Annotated in this window: 18 protein-coding genes and 1 tRNA gene; 14 read left to right on the forward strand and 5 right to left on the reverse strand. The window is 33.2% G+C overall.

Going from position 1 to position 25,598, the window contains the following annotated elements; genetic code table 11:
* Window positions 1-181: 181 nt before the first annotated feature.
* Window positions 182-790 (reverse strand): superoxide dismutase, encoded by a 609-nt coding sequence (locus tag CDH50_RS06755; protein ID WP_100611232.1) that lies wholly within the window; start codon window positions 788-790, stop codon window positions 182-184.
* Between the two features lie 124 nt (window positions 791-914).
* On the opposite strand from CDH50_RS06755, the gene CDH50_RS06760 reads away from it, so the two are divergent.
* The 3 genes from CDH50_RS06760 (at window position 915) to CDH50_RS06770 (ending at window position 8,456) form a co-directional block, all read left to right on the forward strand.
* Window positions 915-4,058, forward strand: a complete 3,144-nt coding sequence (locus CDH50_RS06760) for a UvrD-helicase domain-containing protein (RefSeq protein ID WP_100611233.1) — start codon at window positions 915-917, stop codon at window positions 4,056-4,058.
* 182 nt (window positions 4,059-4,240) lie between these two features.
* Window positions 4,241-5,617 (forward strand): OmpA family protein, encoded by a 1,377-nt coding sequence (locus CDH50_RS06765; RefSeq protein WP_100611234.1) that lies wholly within the window; start codon window positions 4,241-4,243, stop codon window positions 5,615-5,617.
* Between the two features lie 73 nt (window positions 5,618-5,690).
* Window positions 5,691-8,456, forward strand: a complete 2,766-nt coding sequence (locus CDH50_RS06770) for a PD-(D/E)XK nuclease family protein (RefSeq protein WP_100611235.1) — start codon at window positions 5,691-5,693, stop codon at window positions 8,454-8,456.
* On the opposite strand, the gene CDH50_RS06775 is transcribed toward CDH50_RS06770, so the two are convergent.
* The 4 genes from CDH50_RS06775 to CDH50_RS06790 form a co-directional block, all read right to left on the reverse strand.
* Window positions 8,453-10,822 carry a 7TM diverse intracellular signaling domain-containing protein gene (locus CDH50_RS06775; protein WP_100611236.1) on the reverse strand — a complete coding sequence of 790 codons (2,370 nt, stop codon included), beginning with the start codon at window positions 10,820-10,822 and terminating at the stop codon, window positions 8,453-8,455. The genes CDH50_RS06770 and CDH50_RS06775 overlap by 4 nt on opposite strands.
* 268 nt (window positions 10,823-11,090) lie before the next feature.
* Window positions 11,091-12,650: an alpha-N-arabinofuranosidase gene (locus tag CDH50_RS06780; protein ID WP_100611284.1), complete on the reverse strand. Its 1,560-nt coding sequence runs from the start codon at window positions 12,648-12,650 to the stop codon at window positions 11,091-11,093.
* Window positions 12,651-12,826: 176 nt separating this feature from the next.
* A tRNA-Ala gene (locus CDH50_RS06785) sits at window positions 12,827-12,900 on the reverse strand.
* 5 nt (window positions 12,901-12,905) lie between these two features.
* The gene (locus CDH50_RS06790; RefSeq protein WP_100611237.1) at window positions 12,906-13,700 is read right to left on the reverse strand and encodes a universal stress protein; all 795 of its coding nucleotides are present in this window, start codon (window positions 13,698-13,700) and stop codon (window positions 12,906-12,908) included.
* 252 nt (window positions 13,701-13,952) lie between these two features.
* On the opposite strand from CDH50_RS06790, the gene CDH50_RS06795 reads away from it, so the two are divergent.
* The 11 genes from CDH50_RS06795 (at window position 13,953) to CDH50_RS06845 (ending at window position 25,249) form a co-directional block, all read left to right on the forward strand.
* Entirely contained in the window at window positions 13,953-15,971 is a 2,019-nt protein-coding gene (locus CDH50_RS06795; RefSeq protein ID WP_100611238.1) for a protein-disulfide reductase DsbD family protein, read from the forward strand.
* A gap of 67 nt (window positions 15,972-16,038) precedes the next feature.
* Window positions 16,039-16,896 (forward strand): YicC/YloC family endoribonuclease, encoded by an 858-nt coding sequence (locus CDH50_RS06800; RefSeq protein WP_100611239.1) that lies wholly within the window; start codon window positions 16,039-16,041, stop codon window positions 16,894-16,896.
* Window positions 16,897-16,967: 71 nt separating this feature from the next.
* Window positions 16,968-17,564, forward strand: a complete 597-nt coding sequence (gene gmk, locus CDH50_RS06805; RefSeq protein ID WP_100611240.1) for a guanylate kinase — start codon at window positions 16,968-16,970, stop codon at window positions 17,562-17,564.
* 3 nt (window positions 17,565-17,567) lie between these two features.
* Window positions 17,568-18,146, forward strand: coding sequence for a nicotinate (nicotinamide) nucleotide adenylyltransferase (gene nadD / locus CDH50_RS06810; protein ID WP_100611241.1), 579 nt, complete (start codon window positions 17,568-17,570; stop codon window positions 18,144-18,146).
* A 210-nt stretch (window positions 18,147-18,356) separates the two neighbouring features.
* The gene (locus CDH50_RS06815) at window positions 18,357-19,265 is read left to right on the forward strand and encodes a sialate O-acetylesterase (RefSeq protein WP_100611242.1); all 909 of its coding nucleotides are present in this window, start codon (window positions 18,357-18,359) and stop codon (window positions 19,263-19,265) included.
* Window positions 19,266-19,334: 69 nt separating this feature from the next.
* The gene (gene cysK, locus CDH50_RS06820; RefSeq protein WP_100611243.1) at window positions 19,335-20,243 is read left to right on the forward strand and encodes a cysteine synthase A; all 909 of its coding nucleotides are present in this window, start codon (window positions 19,335-19,337) and stop codon (window positions 20,241-20,243) included.
* A 110-nt stretch (window positions 20,244-20,353) separates the two neighbouring features.
* Entirely contained in the window at window positions 20,354-21,100 is a 747-nt protein-coding gene (locus CDH50_RS06825; protein ID WP_100611244.1) for a trypsin-like peptidase domain-containing protein, read from the forward strand.
* 83 nt (window positions 21,101-21,183) lie between these two features.
* A complete protein-coding gene (locus CDH50_RS06830) occupies window positions 21,184-21,624 on the forward strand; it encodes a hypothetical protein (protein WP_232731977.1) in 441 nt (146 codons plus the stop codon).
* A gap of 290 nt (window positions 21,625-21,914) precedes the next feature.
* On the forward strand, window positions 21,915-22,793 hold the full coding sequence (locus CDH50_RS06835) for a UDP-2,3-diacylglucosamine diphosphatase (RefSeq protein ID WP_100611246.1): 879 nt from the start codon (window positions 21,915-21,917) through the stop codon (window positions 22,791-22,793).
* Between the two features lie 10 nt (window positions 22,794-22,803).
* On the forward strand, window positions 22,804-23,793 hold the full coding sequence (locus tag CDH50_RS06840) for a glycosyltransferase family protein (RefSeq protein ID WP_100611247.1): 990 nt from the start codon (window positions 22,804-22,806) through the stop codon (window positions 23,791-23,793).
* Between the two features lie 91 nt (window positions 23,794-23,884).
* On the forward strand, window positions 23,885-25,249 hold the full coding sequence (locus tag CDH50_RS06845; protein ID WP_100611248.1) for a GH1 family beta-glucosidase: 1,365 nt from the start codon (window positions 23,885-23,887) through the stop codon (window positions 25,247-25,249).
* Window positions 25,250-25,598: the final 349 nt, after the last annotated feature.

Consider the following 25,598-nt stretch of genomic DNA (forward strand, 5'->3'; position numbering starts at 1 on the left):
TCCTGAAACTATTTCTCGTTTATATATTTGAACCACCATAACATAAGTAGGTTAAGTTCATGGTAGATTTGGGGCAAAAAAGGTGAACGTCTGTTCACCTTTTTTATTTTACATAAGTTAACCCAAAAAAAAAGCGTCTAGAATGTTTAAATCTAGACACTTTTTTAATTTTTAAAAAAATTTATTTTGCTTTTGCGAAACGTCTTTCAACTTCGTTCCAGTTTATTACATTAAAAAATGCAGAAATATAATCTGGGCGACGGTTTTGATAATTTAAATAGTAAGCGTGTTCCCAAACATCCAATCCTAAAATTGGGGTTCCACCACAACCAATACCTGGCATTAATGGATTATCTTGATTTGCTGATGAACAAACTTCAACTTTACCACCTTTGTGTACACATAGCCATGCCCAACCAGATCCAAAACGTGTTGCAGCAGCTTTACTAAAAGCCTCTTTAAAAGCATCTACCGAACCATAAGCAGCTATGATAGCATCTTTTAATTCGCCAGATAAATATCCTTTATTCTCAGGACTCATAACATCCCAAAATAAATTGTGATTATAAAATCCACCGCCATTATTTCTAACCGCAGCATTATTCATATCTAAATTTATAAGGATGTTTTCAATGGTTTTTCCCTTTAAATCTGTTCCTTCAATAGCTGCGTTTAAATTGTTTGTATAAGCTTGGTGATGTTTTGTATGGTGTATTTCCATAGTACGAGCATCAATATGTGGTTCTAGGGCATCATATGCATATCCTAATTTCGGTAATTCGAAAGCCATAATTTTTAGTTTTTATATATTAATATTTGTTTTCATCAAATTTAAGGATAAATCGCATCAATTAAAAATAATTAATAGTTATCAAATCATTGATAGTTTTTATATTGTATCAAAATTCCTTTTAATGAACGCATTAAATTATTTTAATATTTATAATGCATCCGCTGGTAGCGGAAAAACATTTACGCTTGTTAAGGAGTATTTGAAAATCCTTTTTGCTTCGAATAACCCAAATTATTTTAAAAATATTTTAGCAATAACCTTTACAAATAAGGCGGTTGCCGAAATGAAGGAACGTATTATAGAAACGTTGGTGAAATTTTCTGAAGAAAGCATTTTAACAAGCTCCAACAGCATGTTTAATAGTATTTGTGATGAACTTAATATACAACCCATTGAACTTCATAAAAAATCTGAAAAATTATTAAATACCATCATCCATAATTATGCGGCTTTTGATATTTCAACTATTGATGGATTTACCCATAAACTGATTAGAACCTTTGCCTACGATTTAAAATTGCCGTTGAATTTTGAAGTGGAACTCGACCAAGATGCGTTGTTAAATGAAGCTGTTGATAGTTTGATTGCTAAAGCGGGAACTGATAAAGCTTTGACAAAGGTTTTGGTAGATTTTGCAATTGAAAAAGCAGACGATGATAAAAGTTGGGATGTGTCTTATGATTTTAATAAGATCGCCAAATTATTGGTCAATGAAAATGATATCCCATTTATTGAAACTTTAAAGGATAAAACCTTAGAAGATTTTAATGCACTTAAAATTATATTAAGGGAAAAAATAAAACATGCCGAAAACACTATTGTTAAAAATGCCAAAAGCGTTTTAACATTCATTGAAGAGGCAGGGTTAGAACATTCAGATTTTTCAAGAGGTACACTGCCAAATCATTTTAAAAAAGCTTCTGAGTTAAATTTAGACAGTTTATACGGTAACAATCTTGAAAAGAATATTGAAGAACGAACAGGCATTTACACAAAAACTTTAAATCCCGATTTAGCAAGCATTATTGATTCCATATTGCCACAAATTGAAGCATATTATAAAACCATAAAAACATTTGTTTTTCATCTTAAATTCTTAAAAAACTTTTATAGAAACATCACGCCATTATCGGTTTTAAATGCTATAAATAATGAATTAACCACTCTAAAAACAGACCAAAACAAACTGCTTATTTCAGAATTTAATAACATTATAAGTCATGAAATAAAAAACCAACCAACTCCTTTTATTTACGAACGTATTGGCGAAAAGTTCAAACATTATTTCATTGATGAATTTCAAGATACCTCCCAATTGCAATGGGAAAATTTGATTCCGCTTATAGATAATGCTCTTTCAACTGAAAGTGGAACGGCGATGTTGGTTGGTGATGCTAAACAAGCTATTTACCGTTGGCGTGGCGGTAAGGCGGAACAGTTCATCGATTTGTTCAACAGAAAATCAATCCCTTTTGTCATCGAACAAAATATAAAAAACTTAACCTCTAATTACAGAAGTTTTAAAGACATTGTAGATTTTAACAACAATTTCTTTAAATATCTATCTGATGTTGTTTTTACTAAAAAAGAATACCAAAACCTATACGAAAGCGCCCATCAAAACACGTTTTTAGAAGATGCAGGTTATGTTGAACTATCATTTTTGGATATTGGAAAAGATGATGATAGAGACGATATGTTTTCAGAAAATGTTTTAAAAACCATCCAGAAATGTCTGGAAAATGGATTTACTTTGGAAGACATTTGCATTTTGGTTCGCAAGAAAAAAGAAGGTGTTGCTATTGCCAATTATTTGAGTCAGCATCATATCCCTATCATTTCTTCAGAAACCTTATTGATTTACAATGCCCCCGAAGTTATTTTTGTAAATAATGTTTTATCGCTTTTAATTCAGCCAAAAAACAGTGAGGTTAAAATAGCTATTTTAAATTATTTAGCTTCTTTATTTGAAGTTGAGAATAAGCATGAGTTTTTTTGTAATCATTTAAATTTATCACTTGCGCAATTATTCAAAAGTTTTGAAACTTTTGATGTTTATATAAGTAATAATTATTTATTACAACTTCCATTGTTTGATTCGGTTGAAACTATTTTTAGAAGTTTCAATTTGGTTAAAACCAGTAACGCTTATGTTCAGTTTTATTTAGATGTTGTTTTAGAGTTTTCAGGAAAAAAAGGTTCTGATATTGCTGGGTTTTTAGATTATTTTGATAAGAAAAAAGAAACGTTGAGCATTGTGTCTCCTAAAGGACAAAATGCGATTCAAATAATGACCATTCATAAATCGAAAGGTTTAGAGTTTCCTGTTGTTATTTTTCCTTATGCCGATTTGGATATTTATTATGAAAAAGAGCCTAAAGAATGGTTTCCTATAAACAAAGAAACGTACAACGGTTTTTCACATACATTGCTTAACTTCAATAAAGATTTTGAGAATTTTGATAGAGTCGGAATTGATATTTTTAATAATCATACCTCCGAGCAGGAACTTGATAATATCAATCTGCTTTACGTAACCTTAACTCGTGCTATTGAACAGTTATATATTATTTCAACAAAAAACACCTCTTCAAAAAAAGAAGTGAATGATAAAAAGTATTCAGGATTATTTATTAGCTATCTTGAACATATAGGTATTTGGAAGGATTCACAATCCGTCTGTTCTTTTGGGAATCCAAAATCCTCAGAATCAAAGAAAATTAGATTAGGCTCAAAAGAGAATATTATTCAGAATTCATTTATTTCAACGTCTAAAGAAATCCATAATATAAAAGTGGTTACGAAATCTGGTTATTTATGGGACACCAACCAACAGGAAGCCATTGAAAAAGGAAATCTTATCCATAACATGATGTCTTTCGTAAAAACTAAGGAAGATATTGATTTTGTTGTAAATGATTTTATTGATGCTTCCTTGATAAACAACAAGCAGGCTATCGTTTTAAAAGAGAAAATTGTTGAAATTGTTAATCATCCGTTACTTAAATCATACTATGATAATGACTTGAAAATATTTAATGAACGGGACATTATAAGCAAACAAGGTGTCATTTTAAGGCCCGATAGAATTGTTGTAAATTCCAAAAATGAAGTAGTCATTATTGATTATAAGTCTGGGCTAGAAAATAAAAAACACAAGCAACAATTACAATCTTACCAAGATGTGCTTGAAGACATGAGCCTGAAAATCACTAATAAAATACTTGTTTACATAAACGATACTATTCTTGTAAGAATTATTTAGCGATAATATTATAGATTCTGTAAGACTAATTGACTGTTTTTTTTGCTCTCAATTTGATAAATTCATCTTCAAATGGGCATAAATAATATAAAATCATCATTTTTTTATATATTTGTCTTTGTTAATAACATTTAACAACTTACTTTTGTTTCAATTAACACTTAAAATTAAACTTTTTGAATATGAAAAATCTTAGCCGATTATTATTAGCTATGTTACTGGTATTTTTTATTAGTAACTCTTACGCACAAGACAAAAATAACCCATGGCAAATTTTTATTGGGGCAAATGCAGTAGATGCATATCCTTCTGGAGATGGAGGTTTATTTAGTGAAACTTTTGGTGATGAATATTTTAATGTTGAAGACCATTGGAATATTTTACCATCATTATCTACAATAACTGTATCTAAATATTTAGGTAATGGTTTCTCATTAGGAGTTGGTGGGTCTATAAACAAAATTACTAAATGGGGTGATATAAGTACTGGTCCAGATACAACAAACGAAGTTTCTGATTTATCTTACTATGCTGTTGATGGTATAATTAAATACAATTTCTTAGAAGGAACTGTTTTAGATCCTTATTTAGGAGTTGGTGGTGGTTACACTTGGATTGACGATATTGGAGCTGGTACCGTTAACGGATCAGTAGGTTTAAATATTTGGTTTAGCGAAAACATTGGTTTAACGCTTCAAACTTCTTACAAACATGCATTTGAAGATTATTTACAAACACATTTCCAACATTCAGCTGGTATCTCTATCAAATTTGGCGGCGTTGACACTGATGGTGATGGCATATTTGACAAAGACGATGCTTGTCCAGATGTTGCTGGTATAGCTGCATTTAATGGTTGTCCTGATACTGACGGTGATGGTATTGAAGATAGCAAAGATTCTTGTCCAAATGAAGCTGGTTTAGCTGAATTTAATGGTTGTCCTGATACCGACGGTGATGGTGTTGCTGATAAAGATGATAAATGTCCAACTGTTGCTGGTTTAAAAGCTTTAGCAGGTTGTCCAGATGCTGATGGTGATGGTGTAACTGATGGTGATGATAAATGTCCTAATGTTGCTGGTCCAGCTGCTAACGGTGGTTGTCCTTGGCCAGATAAAGATGGTGACGGTGTTTTAGATAAAGATGATAAATGTCCAGATGTTAAAGGTACTGTTGCAAACAATGGTTGTCCAGAAGTTTCTGAAGAAGTTCAAAAAACATTGAATGCTTACGCTAAAACAATCTTGTTTGATACTGGTAAATCAACTATCAAAACACAATCTGAAGCTGTATTGGCTGATATCGTTAAAATACTTAATGAGTACCCAACTGCTAAATTTACGGTAGAAGGCCACACTGATAGTGTTGGTAGCGATAAATTAAACCAAACATTATCAGAGTCTAGAGCATTATCTGTTAAAGACTACTTAACTAGTCATGGTGTTGATCCATTTAGACTTTCATCTAAAGGTTATGGTGAAGCGAACCCAATCGATACTAACAATACTGCTAAAGGTAGAGCTAACAACAGACGTGTTGAAATTAACTTAGTAAAATAAAATTAAGTTAAAAACAATAAATAAGTTTTATAAAAACGCTTCGGATATCCGAAGCGTTTTTTATTTTTATAACATGGCAACTTTCATTTTTGATGTATTAAAAGATTTAAAAAATCAGAATATAAATCTTTCAGAATTAACCTTTGTTTTACCAAGTAAACGGGCTGGATTATTTTTAAAACATCAGCTTCATAAAGTAAATGAACAAACTGCTTTTGCTCCTGCAATTATTAGTATTGAAGAATTTACTGAAGAACTATCGCAATTAAAAACTATTTCTAACACAGAACTTCTTTTTGAATTTTACAATGTTTATTGTTCTTTAACCAAGGATGAAGAAAAAGATTCGTTTGAAGTATTTTCAAAATGGGCACAAATTTTACTTCAAGATTTTAATGAAATAGACCGTTATTTAATTCCTCAAAAAAAAATATTCAATTATTTAAGCGCTATTCAAGATTTAAAGCATTGGTCATTGGAAGAGAATAAAACCGATTTCGTTAAAAAATATTTATCTTTTTGGAATAAACTTTATGATTACTATTTACATGTCTCACAACAACTCTTAAATAAAAAAATAGGATATCAAGGTCTTGTTTATAGAGAAGCTGTAGAAAATTTAGAATCTTACATTCAAAACAATTCTGAAAAGCAACATGTGTTTTTGGGGTTTAATGCGCTTAACACTTCCGAGGAAACCATCATACAAGAATTACTTCAAAATAATTTAGCGAAAATCTACTGGGATATAGACGGTATTTTTATAGATAATCCCATTCATGATGCTGCCTTATTTACTAGAGAATATAAATTCAAATGGCATTACTATAAAAACAATCCGTTTCACTGGGTAACGAATAACTATTCCACAGAAAAAAATGTGTCTGTTTATGGCATTCCAAAGAATATCGGGCAAGCAAAACAGATTGGGTTTATATTGGATCATTTAAAAAAAGAAAAGAAGAACTTAGATAATACAGCGGTTGTCTTGGGTGATGAACATTTACTTATTCCTGTTTTAAATTCATTGCCAGAGGACATAGATGCGTTAAATATCACGATGGGTTTTCCGTTAAAATCCATTCCATTGGCATCGCTGTTTGAAGAACTGTTCCATATTCATAAAAAAGCATCGAGTTCCTTTTACTTCAAAGATGTTGTTAATATTATTTCACATCCATTTATAAGGCCTTTATTTTATGTGAATGATTTGGATTATGCATCTGAAATCATAGATACAATTCATGAAAATAATTTAATTTATATTTCAATAGAGCGATTAAAAAGCCTTTCAAATACAAATGAGGATTTTATAGATCTACTATTTTCTAATTGGAATACGATTGATTCCATACTTAAAAATTGTTCGCAATTAATATTAACTATCAAAAACACGTTAGATAAAAATAAAGCCTCAAACTTGCTTACTTTAGAGTATTTGTATCGCTTTAATGTATTATTTAATGAGTTGTCTCTATTAAACTTAAGATACAATCACATTAAAACCATTCAAACGTTACATGGCGTTTATAAAGAACTATTAAACTCTGAAACCTTGGATTTTCAGGGAGAGCCTTTGCAAGGTCTTCAAATTATGGGCATGCTGGAATCCCGGGCTTTGGATTTTGAAACCGTTATTATTTCATCTGTAAATGAAGGCATTCTTCCGTCAGGAAAAAGCAATAATTCGTTCATTCCTTTTGATGTTAAATTAGAAAATAAGTTGCCTACTTATAAAGAAAAAGATGCGGTTTACACCTATCACTTTTACAGACTCTTACAACGTGCCAAGAACATATATATATTATACAACACAGAAGCAGATATTTTAACTGGTGGAGAAAAAAGCCGATTTATAACGCAGTTGGAATTGGAAGGCATCCATAAAATAAATCATCAAATTATTACGCCCTATGTGCCAATTATAGGAAAAGAATTGATTAAAGTTTCTAAAAATAATGATATTATTGAAAAACTGATTAAAGTATCTGAAAAAGGATTTTCACCTTCGTCGTTAACCAATTATATTAGAAACCCTATTGATTTTTACAATCAAAAAATATTAGGTATTCAAGAGTATGAAGATGCCGAAGAAACCGTTGCCGCCAATACTTTAGGAACGGTTGTTCATAATACCCTAGAGGATTTTTATAAGCCTTTAATCGGTTCTTATTTGACTGTTGATGTATTAACAAAATTAAAATCCCAAATTCAGGAAACGGTTACAAATCACTTTAAAAATGTTTATAAAGAAGGTGATATCACCAAAGGTAAAAACCTAATCATTTTTGAAATTGCCAAACGTTATGTTTCTAATATTTTGGATTTGGAAACAGCCGATTTAAAAGTAGGAAATACTATAAAAATAATAGCCGTTGAAGCTAATAACAGGGTTTTAATTGACATTCCAGAACTCCATTTTCCAATAAATCTTACTGGAAAAGTAGATCGTGTTGACGAGTATAATGGAATAACCAGAATTATTGATTATAAAACAGGAAATGTGCAACAAAACCAAGTTGAAATTGTTAATTGGGAAGATTTGACCACCGATTATGATACATACAGCAAAAGCTTTCAAATACTATCTTATGCCTACATGATGTTACTTTCTGGAGAAATAAAACTTCCTATTGAAGCAGGTATAATCTCATTTAAAAATTTAAATTCTGGCTTTTTGAAGTTTGCAAAAAAGGATAAATCTGGGAATGGCGCTAAAAAAGACTTTTTAATTGCACAAGACACTTTAAATGCTTTTCAAGAAGAGCTCAAAAAGCTCATTATTGAAATTTGCAACCCAACTATAGATTTTGTAGAAAAGGACATTAAAAAGAATTAAGCGGTTCTTAATTTCACGTTTTCACTCGTATTATAACCGTTTATTTTATCTAATAACAAATCTTTATTGACAGGTTTTGTCATATAATCATTCATTCCCAAATCGATAACTTTTTGACGTGTTTCTTGCATGGCATCGGCTGTTATGGCAATTATTGGTATAATCCCGATACGTTCACCTAATTCGCCGCTTCTAATAATTTTTGTAGCTTCATAGCCATCCATAATAGGCATCTGTAAGTCCATTAAAATAAGATTATAAACATCTTTTTTTAAGGCATCCAATGCCTCCCGTCCATTATTTACAACGGTAAAACTAACATGCGAAAAACTTCCAAGAATTTGACGCATGACCATTTGATTAAGTTTGTTGTCTTCAACAACTAAAACATGTAATGGCAGTACTGTTTTTTTATTTTTTTTAACTTCATAAGCAACTTCCTTTTCTACAGCAACATTTTTTAGAGGCAAATCTATATATATATCAGTACCTTTGTTGAGCTTGCTTTCTAAAACTATAGTACCACCGAAAAGTTCCACTAAATGTTTTACAATGGTTAAACCCAAACCAATCCCACCAAATTCTCGCTGATGGTTAAGTCTCATTTGATTGAAACTATCAAAAATGGATTTTTGGTTTTCATCATCTATTCCAATACCGGTATCCGAAATTCTAAAAGAAAAACGACAAATATCATTAGGTTGTTGAATGCAGTTAAGTTTAAAGCGAATATGCCCTTCTTTGGTGAATTTTACAGCATTTGCCAATACATTGTTTACAATTTGAATAAAGCGCTCTGAATCTCCCTGTACTTTAATTGGAATATCTTTATCTATTTCAAATTTAAACTCCAACCCTTTTTTATGAGCTTCTTCACTCCAATTTTCATTAATTTGATGTAATAAAATAGTAGGATTAAATGCTTCTAAATTTAATTTAAGCTCGTTTTTTTCGATTCTTTCAAAATCAATAATATCGTTCACATTACTTAATAGACTTAATGATGCATTTTTAATGATTTCGAATTGTTTCCGGGTTTCGCTATTTCCACTGGTTGCTAATTCATTTTCGGCTATTCCCATGATGGCATTAATGGGTGTTCTTAATTCGTGGCTCATATTGGACATGAAATACGTTTTTAACTGGCTTATTTCTTCTGATTTTTGAAGTGCCTCTGCTTGTGAGGTTTCTTTTTGTATTCTTAAATTTTTTATCAAATTAGTCATCGATAGCGATAGAAAAATGACCTCGAGTCCTGATCCAAATTTAGCACTGTTCAATGTATAAAAATTGTTGGGAAGTAAACTAAGATTATTCATTACAAATCCCAAAAGACCTATTACCAAAAAGAAAATTCCAATAGAAAAATATTTGTCTATGGCAATGCGCTTATAACGCATTGTAAACACGGTTGACAGAATTAATATTAAACTAAATAAACCATTCAAATTGCTTAAAGGATATACAATTTCCATCGTCATTGGACTTATGAAAAGCATGACGAATAAAACAGATAAAACTACATAAATGGCATTGTAGACTTTTTTAAAATCTTTTAAAAGCGTATCTACCTTTAAAAAGTGTTCACAGTACTTTAATAAGAAAAAATTAGACAGTAACCCTGTAATAAGCACGGCCCTACTGTTTAGATAACCACCTTCCGGAAATATGAATTCAAATATAAAACCATCGAGTGCAGATTGCATAAACCCAATAGAAAACACATAAAATCCATAATACAAAAATGACTTTTCCTTTAAACTCGTGTAGAAAAACAGATATATAATGCCCGCTAGAAACAATAACCCGTAAAACAAACCAAGAAACAATTGTTGACTGTAATTCATCATCAAAAAAGATGTTTCTGTATAAAGATTAAGAGGGATATTTAAAGTTTCTCCATCACTTTTAAAATGCAAATAAATCTTGTGGGTTGAATTTGGTGGCAAGTCTAGTTTAAAAACGGTGGCTCTATGCTTTACTTGTCGTTCATTGAATGAAATTTTATCACCGCTTTTAAAGTGCTTTACGTGGTTATTTTCAATTTGGTACAAATTAGCCACATCAGTCACAGGTCGAGCCGTTTCTAGATAATAGGTAGTTGCTTGTTCAGCACTATTGGTTATATTGAAACGAACCCAATAATTATTTGAGGTAAAACCAACGCTGTGGTTCTCTGATTCTAAAACATTATTGTAAAATAGCGAATCTTTCGAAACTTCATCAAGCGTCAAATCAAGATTGCCTGCATCGTAAAAATTGGCATATTCGTAAAGATGGCCTTTGCTTTTTAAAGGGTCATAAATAGCATCTTGCGCAAATAATCCAAGACCTATAAAATAGGTCAATAGTAGTAGTTGTTTCATGTTTGGGGCATTAAACTACTGTAAACATAGAAAAAAGACCTTTAAAAAATCCTTTTTTTGTGTAAACCATTAAAAAAATTGCTAAATTTAATCGATAAACGGCAATTTTTGTAAGAATTAATTTTCAAAAAGAGATGAAAAAGAAAAATGAATCTTTTACTTAATGAAGATTGCTATCAAAATCTATTTGCTATCAATAAAAAAACCTTCTTCATATAACTAAGAAGAAGGTTTTCAAAACCATTATTTTGAGTCTAGTTTGGAAATATTACTTCCCTTCTACCACAACAACAGAAAAAGGAGGTATTGTTACAATAAGTTTTCCTTTTTTAACCTCAAAACCTTTGTAATCGGCTGGTTGTATTTTTGTTGGATTTTCAAATGAATTGTGATCTTGCAATGCTTTTGAAGTCAACACTTTTGCAGTTATGCTTTTCACGCCAAGCTCATTCATATCTATTTCAATTTTATTTTCCTTTTTAGAATCTACATTTACCATAGACACGTGAACCAATCCTTTACTATCTTTTGAAGCAGAAACATTCAATGCAGGAAGCGATTTGTTGTTGTAAATATATAAAGGTGATACAAACTTAATCGGAATCAGTTTAGCGTCTTGGTGTACTTTATACATTTCCATAACATGATACGTTGGAGTTAAAATCATCTTAGCTTCTTTAGTAAGAATGACGGCTTGTAACACGTTTACACACTGCGCTAAATTTGCCATACGAACCCTATCGGCATGGTTATGAAATATGTTTAGGGTTGAACCAGCTAAAACGGCATCCCTCATGGTATTTTGTTGATATAAAAATCCTGGATTTGAACCTTTTTCAACATCGTACCAACCTCCCCATTCATCAACTACTAAATCAATTTTTTTAGCTGGATCATATTTATCCATGATAGCTGAATGCTTGGTAACTAACTCTTCCATTTTCAAGGCTTCGCTCATGGTTCCAAAATATTGGTCTTCTGTAAAATCTACAGACTCACCTTTTTTGTTCCAATCGATTACTGAATAATGGTGCAATGCCAAACCGCCCAACATTTTTGCTGGAACGTTTTTCATCAATGTCTCTGTCCAAGCATAATCATCACTACTTGCTCCAGAAGCGATACGCACTACACTTCCTGTATTTTCCCAATCGGTAACGAACGTTGCATATTTTCTATATTCATTAGCATAGTATTCTGCAGTCATGTTTCCACCACAGCCCCAAGCTTCATTTCCCATGCCCCAGTACTTTACGTTCCATGGTTTTTCTCTACCATTTTCTTTACGTAAATCGCTCATTGGACTTGTGCCGGCAAAATTGGTGTATTGAACCCAATCTGCAAATTCTTGAACACTACCACTTCCTATATTTCCAGACAAATAGGGTTCAGCTCCAAGTAATTCACACATGTTTAAAAAATCGTGTGTACCAAAACTATTATCTTCAGTAACGCCCCCCCACCAAGTATTCACTATGGTTGGTCTTTTATCTAAAGGCCCAATACCATCTTTCCAATGGTATGTGTCTGCAAAGCAACCTCCTGGCCAACGTAAATTTGGTATCTGTAATTTTTTCAAGGCTTCAACAATATCATTACGAACACCGTTTGTATTTGGTATTTCAGAATTATCCCCAACAAAAAAACCATCATAAATGCATCTCCCTAAATGCTCTGCAAAATGACCATAAATATGCTTGTTAATTACGGGGGCATTCTCATCACTTTTTATTGTGATAACAGTACTTTCTGCTTGTGAATAAACACTAAGCGTTGAGACAAAAAAGATTGCCAAAAATCTTGAAATGATTGATTTAAATTTTAACATAAACATCTGTTTTTACTATTTATTAATACACTTTTTAAGTGTTGAATTTACATTTATAAATAAATTAAAAAAAAACAACATAACCAAAGGTTATTACTGTTTTTAAGACAAGCATATTATAATATTTTTAAAAGAAAAACCCAACGAGTAAAAAACTCATTGGGTTTCGTTTAAAGTGGAGAAGATGGGGCTCGAACCCACGACCTCTTGGCTGCCAGCCAAGCGCTCTAGCCAACTGAGCTACATCCCCAATAATTATTTTAATTCACTTAATACCAATACGGGAATATGACTGCTAAAATCCTTTTTAAGTATTTCATTTTTTTCCCATAATTTACTAAAGAAACCACGTTTTCTTCTTACGACACAAAGCATATCTGGATTGTGTTCTCTATAGTGCTCTAAAACACCTTGATAGGTTGTTGGATTTTCAGAAAAAATGGTATTGGATATCAATTCCTTTAATTCATCATTCAAATCAAAATCCCCTTCATTGTAATAATGTGTTTTTACTAACAACAAATCAACCGTTGCTTTAAAATGCTCTTTGAAATATTTTAAAGGAGCTAAAACACCTTCTTTTTTGATAATAGCAGACTTTACTGCCATCAAAATAGTATTAACTGGTTTAAAAACCGTTGCTTCAGGAACAATAAGCGCCGGAATTTGAGTTTGCTTAATAATCTTACCCGATGTTTTTCCTAAAAATACTTCCTCCTTGATGGAATTTGTTCTTGGTTCAATTAAAATCAAATTAATATCGGCTGCTTTGCTAACCAATTCCAAAGTATCTATTAAATCTCCTTTTAAGCTTTTTACGATATAATCAACCCCTTTAGTGTCAACTTTAGATATCAAATCATCTAAATAAGCTTTGCTTTCACGCGCTAAAATGGCATCAACATTTACCATAGTCCCTGCCTTTGTATACACGTTATAGGTTTGTACAACAAATAATTTAGCACCAAAACTCTTAGCGAAATCTATAGCGTATTGCAAATGGCTCACTGAATTTGTAGAGGTGCCTATTGGAACTAAAATGTTCTTCATTTTTTTAACTTTTATTATACAATTTAAAATATAATGCTTGCAAAAGTAATCATTTAAATGAATTGCAAATATACTTAAGAAATTCAATTTTGATTAAGTCTATTTTTTATTAAAGTAACTTTGGTTGCATTTAACAAATTTTCGGTTTGTATATTAGGTTCGTAATTAATTTACGACTATTTTCCTATCATGATGTTAAAAGCGTTGTGGTTTAGAAATACAAGGCTTTTCTTTGAATAAATTCAATTTTTGATGAAATACTACATATTACTGGCTTTTTTTGTTTTTGGCCTTAACGGATTTTCACAAATATTAGATCCTGTGAAATGGTCTACGTCCGTTGAAAAAATATCCGATACTGAATATGATTTAGTGATTACCGCTGATATTGAAAAGGATTGGCATTTATATTCCCAATATACTGCTGAAGGTGGTTCTTTGCCTATAGAAATATCAAAAAAGCAAGGTGATAAAAACTATGAAAATTTTGAGCTTGTTGGAAAAGCAGTAGAAAGTGACACCATAAAAAAATACAACGATATTTTTGAAGTCACTGAAACTTTTTTTGAACACAAAGGCGTTTTAAAACAGCGGATCAAATTAAAAAACAAGGACGTTTCAACCGTTAGTCTTATTTTAACAGGTCAAGTTTGTAAAGAAGTTTGTTTACAAATTTATGAGGATTTTACGTTTCAGTTAAATGGAAATAATGCCGCGGAAGCAACTAATAATACCACTGTTGATAACACCTCTGTTAATCAATTTTTATACGGATTAACAGCTATAGACCTTGCTAAATCCAATAATAATTGTAACACCGATATATCTTCTACTTCTTCAGAAACTAAGGAAGATAAATCACTTTGGAGTATTTTTGGACTTGGCTTTTTAGGTGGCTTATTGGCATTATTAACACCTTGTGTGTTTCCCATGATTCCGCTAACCGTTAGTTTTTTTACCAAAAAAAGTGGTAGTAACAAAAGCGCGGGCATTTCAAAAGCGATTTTGTACGGCTTCTTTATTTTGGCTGTTTACTTGATATTAAGTATCCCATTTCATTTATTGGATTCCATAAACCCAGATATATTAAACGACATCTCCACCAACGTCACCCTAAATATTATTTTCTTTTTGGTTTTTGTATTTTTTGCTTTTTCGTTTTTTGGCTATTATGAACTAACAATTCCTTCCAGTTGGACAAATAAAACTACTCAAGGTGAAAATGTTGGTGGTGTTTTAGGCATCTTTTTTATGGCATTAACCTTGGCATTGGTATCTTTTTCTTGTACAGGTCCTATTTTGGGGTCGCTTTTAGCAGGCTCGTTAACAGCAGATGGTGGCGCTTGGCAACTAACAGCAGGCATGGGCGGTTTCGGGTTGGCTCTAGGGTTGCCTTTTGCCTTATTTGCCATGTTCCCAAATATGATGAACGCCTTACCTAAATCAGGCGGATGGCTAAATACTACCAAAGTGGTTTTGGGCTTTTTTGAATTGGCATTGGCGTTTAAATTTTTGTCCAATGCCGATTTGGTAAAACATTGGGGCTTATTAAAAATTGAGGTCTTTTTAGGTTTATGGATTATCATTTTTGCTGGATTGGCATTATACGTCTTCGGAAAAATCAAATTTCCTCATGATTCGCCTTTAAAAAAATTATCGTTTTTAAGAATCGCTTCTGGAGTTTTAGTGGCATCATTTGTCATATACTTAGCTTCTGGTTTTAGGGTTAATAAAGAAACCAAGACCTTCACGCCTTTAACTTTATTAAGTGGTTTGGCACCGCCTGTAGGTTATAGTTTTCTATATCCAAATGATTGTCCGAATAACTTAGATTGCTTTAAGGATTTAAAGGAAGGCATTGCATACGCGCAAAAAGTCAACAAACCCATCATGCTCGATTTCACAGGATATGCGTGTGTAAACTGTAGAAAAATGGAAGAACATGTTTGGCCTAAAAAGAGAATTGACGATTATTTAAGAAATGATTATGTGTTGATTTCATTGTATGTCGATGATAAAAAAGACCTTCCGGAAGACCAGCAAGTGCTTGTTAACCGAATCAACGGTGGGACGAGAAAATTGGAAAATTACGGACATAAGTGGGCAAATTTTCAAACGCAGTTCTTTCAAACAAACTCACAACCGTATTATGTGCTTTTAAGTCCAGATGGTAAACAAATATTGAATTCTCCAGTGGGATACACGCCAAATGAAGACGACTATGCACAATTTTTGCAATGTGGATTGGATGTTCTTAAGCAAAACCCATAGAAGTGTGCTCTAAATGTTTCATTGCCTTAGGGTTTTAATTACCTTTGTGTAACTAAATGCCGCATATATGATATATTCAATGACAGGTTACGGAAAATCTGTTTTGCAGTTACCAACAAAAAAAATAACCATCGAGTTAAAATCCTTAAACAGTAAAAGCTTAGATTTAAATACCCGAATGCCCTCTATTTATAGGGAAAAAGAATTGGATATTAGAAAAATTCTAGCTGATACCTTAGAACGCGGTAAAATAGATTTCTCTATTTTTATAGAAATGACTGCGGAAGATACTTCTACCCAAATAAATATACCCATAGTAAAACAATATATCAATCAGCTTAAAAAAGTGGTGGACGGTGATGAATTGGAACTCCTAAAAATGGCCGTTCGTTTTCCGGATGCTTTAAACACCGTTCGTGAAGAAATTGATGAAGAAGAATGGCAAGCCATTCAAGCGGAAATCACTAAAGCCATTGAAGCTTTAAATAATTACCGCCTTAATGAAGGGAAAGTGCTTGAAAAAGACTTTAATAATCGTGTTGTTATTATAAGCGATTTATTGGATAAGGTGATTGCTATGGACCCTGCGCGCATTGAAGGTGTTAGGGAACGTTTGCTTAAAGGTGTTGAAGAATTAAAAGATAAGTACGATGAAAACCGATTTGAACAAGAATTGGTGTACTACATTGAAAAATTTGATATTACTGAAGAGAAAGTCCGTTTAAAAAACCATTTAAATTATTTTATAGAATCTATTGATTCGGTGGATTCAAACGGAAAAAAATTGGGCTTCATCAGTCAGGAAATGGGCCGTGAAATCAATACCATTGGTTCTAAAAGTAATTATGCGCCTATGCAGCAACTTGTGGTTCAAATGAAGGACGAACTGGAGAAAATAAAAGAACAATTATTAAATGTTTTATAGAAAATAGACGATAGAACATAGATAATAGAATGTCACACTGAGCGCAGTCGAAGTGCTTAAAAATTAAAAAATTGGCAACAGAAGAAACTACTCATAATAAACAAGGCAAACTCATTGTGTTTTCGGCACCATCTGGTTCTGGAAAAACAACCATTGTTAGACATTTATTGGGCATTGATGCCTTAAACTTAGAATTTTCCATTTCGGCCACTTCTAGAGAAAAACGTGGTGAGGAGGTTGATGGAAAGGATTATTATTTTCTATCCACAGAAGCCTTTAAAACGAAGATAAAAAACGAATCTTTTTTGGAATGGGAAGAAGTGTACCGTGATAATTTTTACGGTACTTTAAAAAGTGAGGTCGAACGTATTTGGGCAAAAGGCAAACACGTCATTTTTGATATTGATGTCTCTGGTGGATTACGTATCAAAAGAAAATTTCCTGAACAAACCTTGGCCATTTTTGTAAAGCCACCAAGCATCGACGAGCTTAAAATCCGTTTAAAAAAACGCAGTACCGAAAGTGCCGATAAAATAAACATGCGTGTTGCCAAAGCTTCTGCTGAACTCGCTACCGCGCCTTTATTCGATGTCATTATTGAAAATGATGTCTTGGAAAATGCTTTAAAAAAAGCCGAAACACTGGTTGGTAATTTTATAAACTCCTAAACCATGAAAGTTGGCTTATATTTCGGTTCTTTCAATCCCATAAATATTGGTCATTTGGTCATTGGCAATTATTTAGCCGAACATAGCGATTTAGATCAAATTTGGTTTGTGGTAACCCCCCATAATCCATTTAAAAAGAAAGATACGTTGTTAGATAATTACCAACGTTTGGAAATGGTTTATTTAGCCACCAAAGAGTATCCAAAGTTAAAACCTTCGGATATTGAATTCAACTTACCCCAACCCAATTATACCGTAAATACGCTTGCCTATCTACAGGAAAAACACCCACAACACGATTTTTGCTTGATTATGGGTGAGGACAATCTAAAAGGGTTTCACAAGTGGAAAAACTATCAGGTGATTTTAGAAAATCATGATATCTACGTCTATCCAAGAATTTCAGAAGGACCGATAGAAACCCAATTCGATAACCATCAAAAAATACATCGTGTAGAAGCGCCGATTATGGAATTATCTTCTACCTACATCCGCAGTGCCATAAAAAAAGGCATCAATGTGCAGCCCATGTTGCCACAAGGCGTTTGGAAGTATTTAGATGATATGAATTTCTATAAATAGTATTATAATTCTATCGTTGATCATTGTCAGTTCGAGTGATTCGCCCAAAGCGAATTGTATCGAGAACTTTATTTGTATGGCTTCTCGATACAAATTTGCTCCGCTTGCTCCACAAATTCACTCGAAGTGACATCCTAGTTAACAAAAATGTTTTAAATTCACTCGTTTAACAATCATTTTAAAACAAAACCACCACAAAACTAAATTTAAATGAAAAATCTATTTCTTGCCATTCTATTCGTTTTACCAATCACCTTATCTGCACAAAAAGCAAAGGATACCATTCGGGTATTTTATTTAGGCGGACAATCCAATATGGAAGGGTTCGGTTATAATAAAGAGTTGCCAAAAGAACTGAACAAAGAATTTAAAAATGTTTATATTTTTCATGGGAATTCTGCCATAGATGGCGATACCTCTGGCGGTTTGGGTTATTGGAGCATGCTAAAACCCGGTCATGGCATCGGTTTTCAAACGGATGGGAAAACCAATAAATATTCCGATAGATTTGGTATTGAATTATCGTTTGCCAAACGCATGCAAGAACTGTATCCAAATGATAAAATCGCCTTGATTAAATACTCCCGAAATGGCTCCAGCATAGACAGTTTGGCGGCGAGTTCCTTTGGTTCTTGGGAAGCCGATTTTAATGGTAAAAACGGTATCAACCAATACGACCATTATTTAAAAACCATCAAAAATGCCCTAAGCGTAAAAGATATTAATAATGATGGCAAAGAAGATGTGTTGGTGCCTTCGGGGATTCTGTGGATGCAAGGGGAATCCGATGCCGATAAAACCGAAGAGATTGCCCTTCGTTATTACCATCATTTAAAACGTTTGATGGACTTGATGCGTGCCAGCCTGCTTACCGATGATTTACCAGTAGTAATTGGAAAAATATCCGACTCCTTTAATGATGCCGATGGCCTTGTTTGGGATTATGGTGATTTGGTAACCTATGCCCAAGAAAAATTTGCCAAAACCGATAGCAAAGCCGCGATTGTAAGAACCACAAAATATTATAAATACTCCGATAAATGGCATTATGATAGTGCTGGATTTATAGATTTTGGAGAGCAGTTTGCTAAGGAATTACACAAGTTGATGACTAAATAAATAGTCATCTCATTTTTGTGAAACTTTTTTAAGTACATTAGTTAAAAAACTAATAACAAGTATAAAACAATGAAAATCAATACTATTTTAGAAAGTATAGGCAACACCCCTGTGGTGAAATTGTCGAAATTATTCTCAAATGCCCATGTGTGGATGAAACTCGAAAAAGACAATCCAGGTGGGAGCATTAAGGATAGAATTGCTCTAGCCATGATTGAAGATGCCGAAAAGAAACACATTCTAAAGCCCGGCATGGAAATCATTGAGCCAACGTCTGGAAATACCGGTATTGGTCTCGCCATGGTTGCCGCCGTTAAAAACTACAAACTGACTTTAGTGATGCCAGAATCCATGTCGGTTGAAAGACGCACCCTCATGGCCGCTTATGGTGCCAAATTGGTGCTCACACCTAGAGAATTGGGTATAAAAGGCACAATCGCCAAGGCCGATGAATTGCTTGCGGAAAATAAAAATGCGTGGATGCCCTCCCAATTTACCAATCCAGCCAATCCAGACATTCACCGTAAAACAACGGCTTTAGAAATTGTTAAAGATTTTCCAGAGGGGGTTGATTATTTAATTACGGGCGTTGGTACTGGTGGCCATATTACTGGCATGGCAGAAATTTTAAAACAAAAATTTCCCAACTTAAAAGCAATCGCTGTAGAACCAAATGATTCTCCAGTTATTTCTGGTGGCGAACCCGGACCGCACCCCTTACAAGGTATTGGACCAGGTTTTATCCCTGCCGTATTGAATACCAAAATACTAGATGGCGTTTTTAAAATCACCAAAGAAGAAGCCTTTGCCGAAGTTCAAAATCTTGCAAAAACCGAAGGTATTTTAGTGGGTATTTCCACAGGTGCCTCATTGGCTGCCGTTAGGAAACAGTTAGAAACAGCCGACAAAAAAGCAACCATTCTTACCATGAATTATGATACGGGTGAGCGTTACCTTTCTGTGGAGGGGCTTTTTTGATGTTTATTATTGTTGGAAGTAATTTGATGAGGAACTATATAAATGTTTTTGGTTTAATTTTATAAAAAAATTCAACTATATTCGGTAAAGTTGGCGGTAATAATAACAAAATGAGTTTAACAACAGAAAATTTTAGCTATTCCGCTTTTTTAAGCAGTATGGACTTTGGTGTTTCAACTGGCTCTGGTTTTAGACTTGATATAGATGATAATGAATATTTAATTACTGCTAAACATGTAATTATTGATAAAAATAATAATTTGAGGAGTGATTCATTTTTATGTACATCTCAAAATAGTATTGGGGAACCAGAGGAAGCAAAAACTATAATTATTGACTTGTCAAAATCAAAAATTAGTGAATTCAATGGAGAGGATTTAGTAATTGTCGAACTTATTAAGGACAAAAATTATGAAATTCAACAAGAAGGAATTAATATTATTTCAGCAAAAGAGGATGATTTATTAGCTCTTAAAGACATACGAATTGCTTCAAATGTGATCCAAGTTGGATTTCCTTCATCACTCTATCTAGAAGGATTTCAATTCTTTGATATAAATAGACCTTTATTGAGAAAAGGTATTGTAGCCGGAATTCATAGTAGAGAAAACACTTTTATAATTGATTGCCCTGCTTTTTATGGTAATAGTGGTGGCCCAGTTGTTTATCCTTTAGATAATGGTGAAACTAAAATAATTGGTGTTATTTCAAGATATATACCTTTTGTGACGGAATGGAGAAATAAACACGAAAGGCAATTTACCCGTGAAGAATTTTATAATTCAGGATATGCTGTTTGTGTACCTTTAGATTCTATAATTAATCATATTATTAAATCCAAATCCATTGTAAAATGATTATACCTAGGACAAAGAACCCTTCAGTCAATAGGATGATTAATCCTAATATCAATAGGATGATTAATCCAAACATCAATAGGATGATTAATCCAAACATCAACAGGATGATTAATCCAAACATCAACAGGATGATTAATCCAAACATCAACAGGATGATTAATCCAAATATCAACAGGATGATTAATCCAAATATTAATAGAATGCTTAATCCAAATATTAATAGACAGATTAATCCCAATCTAAACAGAATGATAAACCCTAATATTAATATAAATTATAATGGTTTATTCATTTACAACATGTCATTGACAGCAGTAGAATTCATTGTACAAGTAAATAACGAATTTATTCAGATTTTCAATAATAATCTAGAGAATACGAGATTTGGAGTTAGACATCAGCAAAACGGTTATAGTATTTTTGATTTGAACTTAAGGTACATTGGACACTTTGAAAGTGATTCTTATAATGGATTCAACGAATTTGGACTAAACAATGAATGGAAAAGTATAATTAAATAAAGTAATATCGTCAACTATAGTTATAAGCAATTGCTTGTTCTCATCTATTTTGAAACTCCCGAAACCACAACCTTAACCCCATAATAACAATCAATTAACCTACATTTTAAATATAGGTTGCACCTTTGTGGTTTTATAATACAACTATTTGCGAAAGACCTTTTTTAAGCAAATGATGATATTTTTAAATCATCAATCTACACTGGTAGAAACCCTAACTACTTGTTTAAGTGGCTACCCATCTTCTCTCCAATTCAAAATACATAACAACCAAATCATCATACCAACACATGAAAAAACGAGCTGTTGATATTGTTGTCATTTCCGATGTGCATTTAGGCACGTATGGATGCCGTGCCAAAGAATTATTGAAATATTTAAAGTCCGTGAAGCCAGAACGGGTCATTCTAAACGGCGATATTATAGACATTTGGCAGTTTAGCAAACGATATTGGCCTAAGTCGCACATGAAGGTTATTAAACACATTACATCTTTAATTTCTAAAGGTGTAGAAGTGAATTACATCACCGGAAACCATGACGAAATGCTTCGGAAATTTGTCGGGTTTCAATTGGGTACGTTCAGTATTTCCAACAAAGAATTGCTGGAACTGGACGGTAAAAAAACCTGGGTGTTTCACGGCGATGTGTTCGATGTCACCATGCAACATTCTAAATACATCGCCAAATTGGGAGCCGTGGGTTACGATTCGCTAATTTTACTGAATAGTGCCATCAACTTTTTGGCTTCAAAATTTGGTAGAGGGCCTATTTCGATGTCAAAAAAAATAAAGAATGGTGTGAAATCGGCTGTAAAATTCATCAATAACTTTGAAAAAATCGCTGCCGACATTGCCATAGAAAACGCGTATGATTATGTGGTTTGTGGACACATCCATCAACCAGAAATAAAAAAAATAGAAACGCCCGAAGGATCCGTCATGTATTTGAATTCGGGCGATTGGGTGGAAAATTTAACTGCTTTGGAATATTATGATAACGCCTGGCATTTGTTTAGCTTTAAGGATAATTTAATGATTGATGATACACATACTGAAGAAGATGAAGATGATGAAGACGAAGAACTATTGGAAACCAAAGATTTGTTTCAAAATCTAATGAAAGAGTTTCAAACCGAGCCAAAGCAGTCCAAAACAAACGTGTTATAATTCGCCCCCAATGAAAATACTATATGCCATTCAAGGAACCGGCAATGGCCATTTAAGTAGAGCCCGCGATATTATTCCCATTTTACAAAAAAAAGGTGTTGCGTTGGATATTCTTGTTAGCGGCACCCAGGCGGATATTAATCTGCCCTATCCCATCACCTATCAATTAAAAGGATTGAGTTTCATCTTTGGTAAAAAAGGCGGTGTGGATGTTTGGAAAACGTATTTTAAAGCGAAAACCATGCGACTTCATAAGGAAATCATGTCGCTTCCTGTTGAAAATTACGATTTAATCATCAACGATTTTGAACCGGTATCAGCTTGGGCTTGTAAACTGAAAAAAATACCGTGTGTTAGTTTAAGTCATCAATCTGCCGTATTATCACCCATTGTGCCTAAACCTAAAAAGAAAGACCCTTTAGGAAAACTCATTCTTAAAAAATATGCGCCAACAACCAAACAATATGGGTTTCATTTTAAGGCTTATGAAGACACCATATTTACACCAGTCATCAGGCAAGATATTCGATTGGCAAATTGCACAACGGGCGACCATTACACGGTGTATTTACCATCATATGATGATGAAAAAATACTAAACATACTATCAAAAATTGAAGATGTTACTTGGGAGGTATTTTCAAAACACAATAAAAAAACATTCACAGATAAAAATATCACAGTACAGCCTATTACCAATGAAGCTTTTGTAACGAGTATGGCAACTAGCAAAGGCATTCTTTGTGGTGCGGGTTTTGAAACCCCCGCCGAAGCCCTTTTTATGAAAAAGAAATTGTTGGTCATCCCCATGAAAGGCCAATATGAACAACAGTGTAATGCCGCAGCTTTAAAAGATATGGGCGTTCCTGTTATAAAATCCTTTAAAAAGAAGTACCTTAAAAATATTAAAGATTGGATAGAAAACGACACGATTGTTAACGTAGATTATCCTGATATAACAGAACAAATTATAGATAAAATATTAGAAGAAAATCTATAACACATCGACTGTCAGTTCGATTTTCTGTCAGACTGAGCGCAGTCGAAGTCAGTAAAGAAAATTGTATCGAGAACTATTTCAAAAAAACTTTATGGCTTTTAACCATCCCCAAACAAACTTCAATTTAAAACCTCAAGATTTCGGAAAAGACTTTGCTTTTGGGGTCTCCACCGCTGCCTATCAAATTGAAGGCGCGCACAGTGTTCATGATAAAGGCGCTTCAATTTGGGACCAATTCACGGCTAAAAAAGGAAATACGTTTAAGAACCATCACGGACAAATAGCCTGCGATTTCTACAACAAATTTGAGGAGGATATTTTGTTAATGAAATCCATGAACATTAAAAACTTTAGGTTTTCATTAGCATGGTCGCGCATCATTCCCAATGGCATTGGAAATGTCAGTCAAGCAGGTATTGATTACTATAATAAAGTGATTGATTTTTGTTTAGCATGTTGCATCACGCCATGGGTAACGCTTTACCACTGGGATTTACCGCAAGCGCTTCAAGACAAAGGCGGTTGGACGAACAGGGACATCGTTTCTTGGTTTGAAAATTATATGGAAGCGTGCGCCACACATTTTGGTGATCGCGTCAAAAATTGGATGGTGTTGAATGAACCGATGGTGTTTACGGGTGCTGGGTATTTTTTAGGCGTGCACGCGCCAGGTTATAAAGGCTTAAAAAACTTTTTGCCCGCCATTCATCATGCCGTATTATGCCAAGCTGCTGGAGGTAGAATCTTGCGGAATTTAGTATCTGATGCTTTTATTGGTACTACATTTTCATGTGCACAAACAACGCCTTTTCGAGATACGCCTAGAGATTTTAAAGCTGCAAAAAAGGCAGATGCTTTGTTGAATCGGTTATTTGTTGAACCATCATTAGGTTTGGGTTATCCAACAGAAGATGTTCCTGTTTTAAAACGCATTGAAGGTTATATAAAACCAGACGATTTAAAAAATGCTGCCTTCGATTTCGATTTTATTGGCGTACAGAATTATACACGTGAAATGATTACTCACAGCTATTTAGTGCCTTATTTACAGGCTAAAATTGTAAAAGCCTCCAAACGAAATGTAAAAACCACCTTGATGGATTGGGAAGTGTATCCGCCCAGTATTTATAACATGATTAAACAATTCCATCAATATAAAGGCATTAAAAAAATTATCATTACTGAAAATGGCGCCGCTTTTCCTGATACTTTAATGAATGGCGAAGTGGAAGATGTTGACCGACTTCATTACTTACAATCCCATTTGGAGCAAGTTTATAAAGCCAAAAATGAAGGCATACCTGTTGAAGGTTATTTTGTTTGGACCTTTACCGATAATTTTGAATGGGCAGAAGGCTATCACCCCAGATTCGGATTGGTTTACACCGATTTTGAAAGTCAGCAGCGCATTATTAAGGCTTCAGGGAAGTGGTATCAAGGTTTTTTGGGAAATTAAAAAAGCCTTCATCTTAAATTATGCGTCATAATCTTGCCCAAAACGATTTTCTATCAATTAAAAACAGGTAAATACTACTATTTTCATTTTATCTCTTGAAAAGAATGTAGGTGTTTTTAATAAACCTTTCACATCAACCCCAAATAGACACAATTAAACGAATAACCTCTTTAAAGAGAATATGATACCATTAAGGTTTTTTAAATTTGCCTTGCTATTAGTCCAAATTTACATATCATGATTTCTCAAATTAAGATTTTACAAAATTTCATTTGCCTCATTTTTTTATTGCTGTCGTGCAACGCCTTTGCCCAGAGCTGGACCCAGTCCGAATTAAATTTCAACGGAA

Source organism: Confluentibacter lentus (genome assembly GCF_002806995.1).
Classification (GTDB): Bacteria; Bacteroidota; Bacteroidia; order Flavobacteriales; family Flavobacteriaceae; genus Confluentibacter; species Confluentibacter lentus.

Excerpts from the sequence above, each read along its gene's own strand:
- CDH50_RS06770 (WP_100611235.1), top strand. The coding sequence starts at position 5,691 with ATGGCAACTTTCATTTTTGATGTATTAAAAGATTTAAAAAATCAGAAT.
- CDH50_RS06835 (WP_100611246.1), top strand. The coding sequence starts at position 21,915 with ATGAAAAAACGAGCTGTTGATATTGTTGTCATTTCCGATGTGCATTTA.
- CDH50_RS06755 (WP_100611232.1), bottom strand. The coding sequence starts at position 790 with ATGGCTTTCGAATTACCGAAATTAGGATATGCATATGATGCCCTAGAA.
- CDH50_RS06780 (WP_100611284.1), bottom strand. The coding sequence starts at position 12,650 with ATGTTAAAATTTAAATCAATCATTTCAAGATTTTTGGCAATCTTTTTT.
- CDH50_RS06845 (WP_100611248.1), top strand. The coding sequence starts at position 23,885 with ATGGCTTTTAACCATCCCCAAACAAACTTCAATTTAAAACCTCAAGAT.
- CDH50_RS06795 (WP_100611238.1), top strand. The coding sequence starts at position 13,953 with ATGAAATACTACATATTACTGGCTTTTTTTGTTTTTGGCCTTAACGGA.
- CDH50_RS06765 (WP_100611234.1), top strand. The coding sequence starts at position 4,241 with ATGAAAAATCTTAGCCGATTATTATTAGCTATGTTACTGGTATTTTTT.
- nadD (WP_100611241.1), top strand. The coding sequence starts at position 17,568 with ATGAAAGTTGGCTTATATTTCGGTTCTTTCAATCCCATAAATATTGGT.
- CDH50_RS06815 (WP_100611242.1), top strand. The coding sequence starts at position 18,357 with ATGAAAAATCTATTTCTTGCCATTCTATTCGTTTTACCAATCACCTTA.
- cysK (WP_100611243.1), top strand. The coding sequence starts at position 19,335 with ATGAAAATCAATACTATTTTAGAAAGTATAGGCAACACCCCTGTGGTG.
- CDH50_RS06790 (WP_100611237.1), bottom strand. The coding sequence starts at position 13,700 with ATGAAGAACATTTTAGTTCCAATAGGCACCTCTACAAATTCAGTGAGC.
- CDH50_RS06760 (WP_100611233.1), top strand. The coding sequence starts at position 915 with ATGAACGCATTAAATTATTTTAATATTTATAATGCATCCGCTGGTAGC.
- CDH50_RS06800 (WP_100611239.1), top strand. The coding sequence starts at position 16,039 with ATGATATATTCAATGACAGGTTACGGAAAATCTGTTTTGCAGTTACCA.
- CDH50_RS06775 (WP_100611236.1), bottom strand. The coding sequence starts at position 10,822 with ATGAAACAACTACTACTATTGACCTATTTTATAGGTCTTGGATTATTT.
- CDH50_RS06825 (WP_100611244.1), top strand. The coding sequence starts at position 20,354 with ATGAGTTTAACAACAGAAAATTTTAGCTATTCCGCTTTTTTAAGCAGT.
- CDH50_RS06830 (WP_232731977.1), top strand. The coding sequence starts at position 21,184 with ATGATTAATCCAAACATCAACAGGATGATTAATCCAAACATCAACAGG.
- CDH50_RS06840 (WP_100611247.1), top strand. The coding sequence starts at position 22,804 with ATGAAAATACTATATGCCATTCAAGGAACCGGCAATGGCCATTTAAGT.